Origin of the sequence: Caulobacter sp. S45 (assembly GCF_903642205.1) — a bacterium.
Lineage (GTDB): Bacteria > Pseudomonadota > Alphaproteobacteria > Caulobacterales > Caulobacteraceae > CAHJWH01.
The window spans coordinates 1-6079 of record NZ_CAHJWH010000177.1; the positions used below are offsets into that span (position 1 = coordinate 1).

Sequence of the window (6079 nt, forward strand, 5' to 3'; positions counted from 1 at the left end):
ACCTGGGCGCAGCCGGGGCCGAGCCCGTCCGTGCGGCGCTGGGCCGCCTGCTCGGGCCTACGGGCATCCAGGCGTTCGGGCTGCACCTGACGGCGGATCAGGCGGCCGACGGGCTGGAGGCGCACCTGAAGTCCGGGCTGATGCTGGCGCCGGCGGCTCGGCTGGGCTCTCTGCTGCTGGCGGCGGCGGCGAGCGCGGTGCTGTTCGCCGCGGCGAGCTTCTACATGATGCTGTCCGGTCCCGAGCTGGCGAAAGGCGCCCTGTGGCTCGTGCCGCCCGCCCAGCGGGGCGGGCTAAATCGCGTGCTGCCCCAGATGGTGTCGGTGTTCCGGCGGTTCTATGTGGGCGTGCTGGTGATCGTGGTGTTCACCGCCTTCATGGTCTGGCTCGGCTACGGCCTCTTCCTGCACGTGCCGGGCGCGCCCCTGCTGGCACTGGCGTTGGGGGTGATGGAAACGGTGCCGGCGGTCGGCCCGCTGATCTCGGCGATCCTGGTGACCGTCCTGGCGTTGCAGCTGCACAACCTGGCGGCCATGGCCTTCATGGTGGGCTACGGCGTCACCCTGCGCTTCGTCATCGACGACGTGGTGGCGCCCCCGGTGCTCGGGCGCTCGGTGGCGGTGCATCCGGTGGTGGTGATGTTCAGCTATGCGGTGGGGGGCGTGCTGTTCGGCGTCACCGGCCTGCTGCTCGCCGTGCCCGTCGCCGCCTGCACCCGCATCTGGCTGAAGGCCGCCTACGAGGCAGAGCCGCTCAGCCCACCGACACCAGCACCGCCCCGATCGTGACCACCAGCACGCCGCCGATCCGCAGCCAGCCGGCGGGGTGCTGGGTCAGGCCGAAGACGCCGAAATGGTCCAGGGCCACGCCCAACGCGACCTGGGACGCGACGATGACGACAAGGGTGGCGCCCGCGCCGAGCTTGGGCGTCGCCCAGGCCGAGGCCAGCACCACCGCCGCGCCGTAGACGCCCCCCACCCAGGCGTACCAGGGCGTTGCTGCGCTCCACCCCTCCGGCAGCCGCGGCCGAGTCGCGGCGGCGGCCACGCCCAGGACCAGCGTGCCGACGATGAAGGAGACCAGCGAGGCCCAGAGCGCGGAGTTCAAGCTCTTGCCGAGCAGGGCGTTGGTGGGCGTCTCGATGGCGATGCCCAGCCCCACGAACAGGACGGCGAGGAAGGGGATGGCGAGCTGCAGCATGGCGGGTCCTGCCGACGCGAGGCGGCCCGGCCCCTCCACAAGCCCCGCCGTCGCCCAAGGTTCACTCCGGGCGGGGAGTGGCGCGGCGGACGCCGACGGATATAGAGGGGCCGCCGCGCCCGCGCGGGCCGCTCCGGGCCCGGCCGGCGCCCTGGAAAGCTCGAGACAGGATGTCCTCACCCCACGCCGCCTTCGATTTCGGCCTCGGCGAGACGGCGGACGCGATCCGCGAGACCACCACGCGGTTCGCGGCCGACGTGATCGCCCCCCGCGCCGCGGAGATCGACGCGAGCAACCTCTTCCCACGCGAGCTGTGGCCGCAGATGGGCGATCTCGGCCTGCATGGGATAACCGTGGAGGAGGAGTTCGGCGGCCTGGGGCTCGGATATCTGGAGCATGTGGTGGCGATGGAGGAGGTGAGCCGGGCCTCCGCCTCCATCGGCCTCAGCTACGGCGCCCACTCCAACCTGTGCGTCAACCAGATCCGGCGCTGGGGCACGCCTGAGCAGAAGCGCCGCTACCTGCCGCCCCTGATTAGCGGCGAGCACGTGGGCGCCCTGGCCATGAGCGAGGCGGAGGCGGGCTCGGACGTGGTGTCGATGAAGCTGCGGGCCGACAGGCGCGGCGACGCCTACGTCCTGAACGGGACCAAGTTCTGGATCACCAACGCGCCCCATGCCGACACCCTGGTGGTCTATGCCAAGACCGATCCGGCGGCGGGCTCCAGGGGCATCACCGCCTTCCTGATCGAGCGCGGGTTCAAGGGCTTCCGGGTCAGCCGCAAGCTGGACAAGATGGGCATGCGCGGCTCCGACACGGGCGAGCTGGTGCTGGAAGACTGCGAGGTCCCGGCCGACAACGTCATGGGCCCGCTGAACAAGGGCGCGGGCGTGCTGATGAGCGGGCTCGACTACGAGCGGGCGGTGCTGGCGGCGGGGCCGCTCGGCATCATGCAGGCCTGCCTGGACGTGGTGCTGCCCTATGTGCGGGAGAGGAAGCAGTTCGGCCGAGCCATCGGCCACTTCCAGCTCATTCAAGCCAAGGTGGCCGACATGTACGTGGCCCTGAACTCGGCCCGGGCCTATGTCTACGCGGTGGCCCGCTCGGCGGACGCGGGGCGCACCACCCGATTCGATGCGGCGGGCGCCATCCTTCTGGCCAGCGAGAACGCGGTGAAGGTGTCCCTGGAGGCGATCCAGGCGCTGGGCGGCGCGGGCTATCTGAAGGATTTCCCGGTTGAGCGCTTCGCCCGCGACGCCAAGCTCTACGACATCGGCGCCGGCACCAACGAGATCCGCCGCTTCCTGATCGGACGCGAGCTGGTCGGCGAGCCCGAAGTGGTGGTGCAGGGGTGATGTCTTTGCGTCTCCCTCCCCTCCACCGTCTCGCCCGGACTTGTTCCGGGCGCCCAGGCCCGGAGGCGCTGGAGGAGGAGCTCTGGACCCCCGGAACAAGTCCGGGGGAGACGGCGGCGACGGGGCTGCTTGCCTGATGCCCAAGCTCGCCTCCAAGCTCAGCACCTCGTCCGACGCCTTCCAGGCCAACGCCGCCCATAACCGCGCCCTGGTGGAGGCGCTGCGCGCGGTGACCGCCCAGGCGGCGCTCGGCGGCCCCGAGGCCATCCGCGCCCGCCATGTCTCCCGCGGCAAGCTGCTGGCGCGGGAGCGTATCGCGCGCCTCCTCGATCCCGGCGCACCCTTTCTGGAGGTCGCGCCGCTCGCCGCCCACGGGCTCTACGACGGCGATGCGCCGGGGGCGGGGCTGGTGACCGGGATCGGGCGGGTGGCGGGCCGCGAGGTGATGATCGTGGCCAACGACGCCACGGTGAAGGGCGGGGTCTACTTCCCCATGACGGTGAAGAAGCACCTGCGCGCCCAGGAGATCGCCTCTGAGAACCACCTCCCCTGCGTCTATCTGGTCGACAGCGGCGGGGCCAACCTGCCGCACCAGGCCGAGGTCTTCCCCGACCGCGAGCACTTCGGCCGCATCTTCTACAACCAGGCCAACATGAGCGCCCGAGGCATCGCCCAGATCGCCTGCGTCATGGGGCTGTCCACCGCCGGCGGGGCCTACGTGCCGGCCATGAGCGACGAGACGGTGATCGTGCGCGGACGGGGCGGCGAGAGCCAGGGCGCCATCTTCCTGGCCGGGCCGCCGCTGGTGAAGGCCGCCACCGGCGAGGTCATCTCCGCCACCGAACTCGGCGGGGCCGACACCCACGGGCGGCGGAGCGGCGTGGTGGACCACGTGGCGGTGGACGACGACCATGCCCTGCAGATCGTGCGTTCCATCGTGGCGAGGCTCGGACCGGTCATCACCGCCCCCGTCAACCGCCGCCCCGCGCGGCCCCCCGCCTTCGACCCGGCGGAGCTCTACGGCGTGGTCCCGCCGGACCTCCGCACCCCCTATGACGTGCGCGAGGTGATCGCGCGCATCGCCGACGCGGGCGAGTTCGACGAGTTCAAGGCGCTGTACGGGACCACCCTGGTCACCGGTTTCGCACACATCTGGGGCTGTCCGGTCGCCATCCTGGCCAATAACGGGGTGCTGTTCAGCGAGTCGGCGCTGAAGGCGGCGCACTTCATCGAGCTGGCCTGCCAGCGGTCGATCCCGCTGGTCTTCCTGCAGAACATCTCCGGCTTCATGGTTGGCGGTCGTTACGAGGCCGGGGGCATCGCCAAGGACGGAGCCAAGATGGTCACCGCGGTCGCCACCGCCAACGTCCCCAAGTTCACCGTGCTGATCGGCGGCAGCTTCGGGGCGGGCAACTACGGCATGTGCGGGCGCGCCTACCAGCCCCGCTTCCTGTGGAGCTGGCCGAACAGCCGGATCAGCGTCATGGGGGGCGAGCAGGCGGCCAGCGTGCTCGCCACGATCCGGCGCGACAACCTCGAGGCCAAGGGGGAAGCCTGGCCGGCCGAGAACGAGGCTGCCTTCAAGGCGCCCATCCGTGAGCGCTATGAGGCCGAGGGCGACCCCTACTTCGCCACCGCGCGTCTCTGGGACGACGGGATAATCGACCCGGCCCAGACCCGCGACGTGCTGGGCCTGGCGCTCGCAGCCAGCCTCAACGCTCCCATACCGGAGCCCTGCTTCGGCATCTTCCGGATGTGAGCGGTCAACCTGAGCTCGACAGGGCGATGCCTCTGGCGATGCAGACGAAGGCGCCCGATAAAGCGTCTGGGGACGCAGTGCGCCCGCCGAGCCAGTAACCTACAGGGGGCAGCCCGCGCATGAGCGATGCGGAGACATCCGGTAAGCCGGACCGGCGGGCGAAGGCTATGGGGAAGACCCGTGATCTGACCACCGGATCAATCGGGCGGGCGATGATCGCCTTCACCCTGCCGACCCTGGCCTCCAGCGTGCTGCAGTCGCTGAACGGGTCGATCAACACGGTCTGGATCGGCCACCTGCTAGGCGAAGGCGCGCTGGCCGCCACCTCCAACTGCAACCTGGTCATGTTCCTGATGTCGGCCGGCGTATTCGGCTTCGGCATGGCCGCCACCATCCTGGTGGGCCAGAGCATGGGACGCCGCGACCTGGACGCCGCGCGCCGCGCCGTGGGGGCGGCCGTGGGCCTGGTGCTCGCCATCGGCGTGCTCACCGCCGTGGTCGGCTGGATCGGCGCGCCGGCCCTGCTCAGGCTGCTGGCGACGCCGGGGCCGGCCATGGCGCTGGCCCTCACCTATCTGCGGGTGATCCTGCTCTCCATGCCGGCCGCCTTCCTGCTGGTCATCCTGATGATGGGCCTGCGCGGGGCGGGCGACTCGCTGACCCCGCTCTGGTTCATGGGGCTGAGCGTGCTGCTCGACAGCGGGCTGAACCCCGTCTTCATCCGCGGCTTCGGGCCGATCCCGGCCCTGGGCATCGCCGGCTCCGCCACCGCCACCGCCGTCGCCAACTATCTCAGCCTGGCGGCCCTGGTCGTCTATGTCTACGTCCGCGACCTGCCGCTGCGGCTGCGCGGAGCGGAGCTGCGCTACCTGAGCCCCGATCCCGAACTGGTGCGCATCATCGTGTCCAAGGGCCTGCCCATGGCCTTCCAGATGATGGTGGTGTCGGTGGCCGCCCTGACCATGATCGGACTGGTCAACCGCAGGGGCCTGGCCACCACGGCGGCCTATGGCGTGGCATCCCAGCTCTGGACCTACATCCAGATGCCGTCGATGGCGATCGGCTCGGCGGTCTCGGCCATGGCGGCCCAGAACATCGGGGCGGGACGGTGGGACCGGATCGGCCGGATCACCCGCTCCGGCCTGTTGTTCAACCTGGTCATGACCGGCGGCCTGATCCTGCTGGTGGGGGTGGCGGACAGGGCGGCCCTGGCCATCTTCCTGCCGGCCGGCAGCCCCGCCATCCCCATCGCCGCCCACATCAACCTGGTGGTCAGCTGGGGCTTCGTGCTGTTCGGGGCGACCATGGTGCTTATGGGGGTGGTGCGGGCCAACGGCTCCGTGATCGCTCCGCTGGTGATGCTGGCCATAGCCATGTTCCCCGTCCGCATCGGCGCGGCGGTGGGCCTCGGGCGCCTGCTCGGGCCGGAGGCGCTGTGGTGGAGCTACCCGCTCGGTTCGGGAGCGTCGGTGCTGATGGCCGCCGCCTACTACCGGTTCGGCGGCTGGCGCGCCATGCGGATGGGCGTGTCGGCCGCCGCGCCCGACGCCGAACAGCGCGCCCTCGCCCCGGCCGAGCAGCAGGGCGCGGGGCTGCACGTCCCGGCCTGACCGCGGTGCCACAGTCTCGAGGAGCAGCTCTGATCGCCTCGATCGCCTGCGGCCCGGCCCGGCTGTGAAGCGCCTCTGGAAGACGCTTCCCCGGCGGGTGCGCGCCGCGGCGCACCGGAGCGCGCAGGCGGCCCTGACCGCGGCGACCCCCGCCA

General features: G+C 71.3%; 5 protein-coding genes. 4 read left to right on the top strand and 1 reads right to left on the bottom strand.

Going from position 1 to position 6079, the window contains the following annotated elements; translation table 11 throughout:
* Positions 1–788, top strand: a 788-nt coding sequence (locus HUV06_RS14125; RefSeq protein WP_174301893.1) for an AI-2E family transporter, incomplete at its 5' end; no start/stop codon positions are given.
* On the opposite strand, the gene HUV06_RS14130 is transcribed toward HUV06_RS14125, so the two are convergent.
* Positions 754–1200, bottom strand: coding sequence for a DMT family transporter (locus tag HUV06_RS14130; RefSeq protein WP_174301894.1), 447 nt, complete (start codon positions 1198–1200; stop codon positions 754–756). The genes HUV06_RS14125 and HUV06_RS14130 overlap by 35 nt on opposite strands.
* A 170-nt stretch (positions 1201–1370) precedes the next feature.
* On the opposite strand from HUV06_RS14130, the gene HUV06_RS14135 reads away from it, so the two are divergent.
* The 3 genes from HUV06_RS14135 (at position 1371) to HUV06_RS14145 (ending at position 5924) form a co-directional block, all read left to right on the top strand.
* Positions 1371–2555 (top strand): isovaleryl-CoA dehydrogenase, encoded by a 1185-nt coding sequence (locus tag HUV06_RS14135; RefSeq protein WP_174301895.1) that lies wholly within the window; start codon positions 1371–1373, stop codon positions 2553–2555.
* Positions 2556–2691: 136 nt separating this feature from the next.
* Positions 2692–4314 carry a carboxyl transferase domain-containing protein gene (locus HUV06_RS14140; protein WP_174301896.1) on the top strand — a complete coding sequence of 541 codons (1623 nt, stop codon included), beginning with the start codon at positions 2692–2694 and terminating at the stop codon, positions 4312–4314.
* Positions 4315–4481: 167 nt separating this feature from the next.
* Positions 4482–5924, top strand: coding sequence for an MATE family efflux transporter (locus HUV06_RS14145; RefSeq protein ID WP_217433893.1), 1443 nt, complete (start codon positions 4482–4484; stop codon positions 5922–5924).
* Positions 5925–6079: the final 155 nt, after the last annotated feature.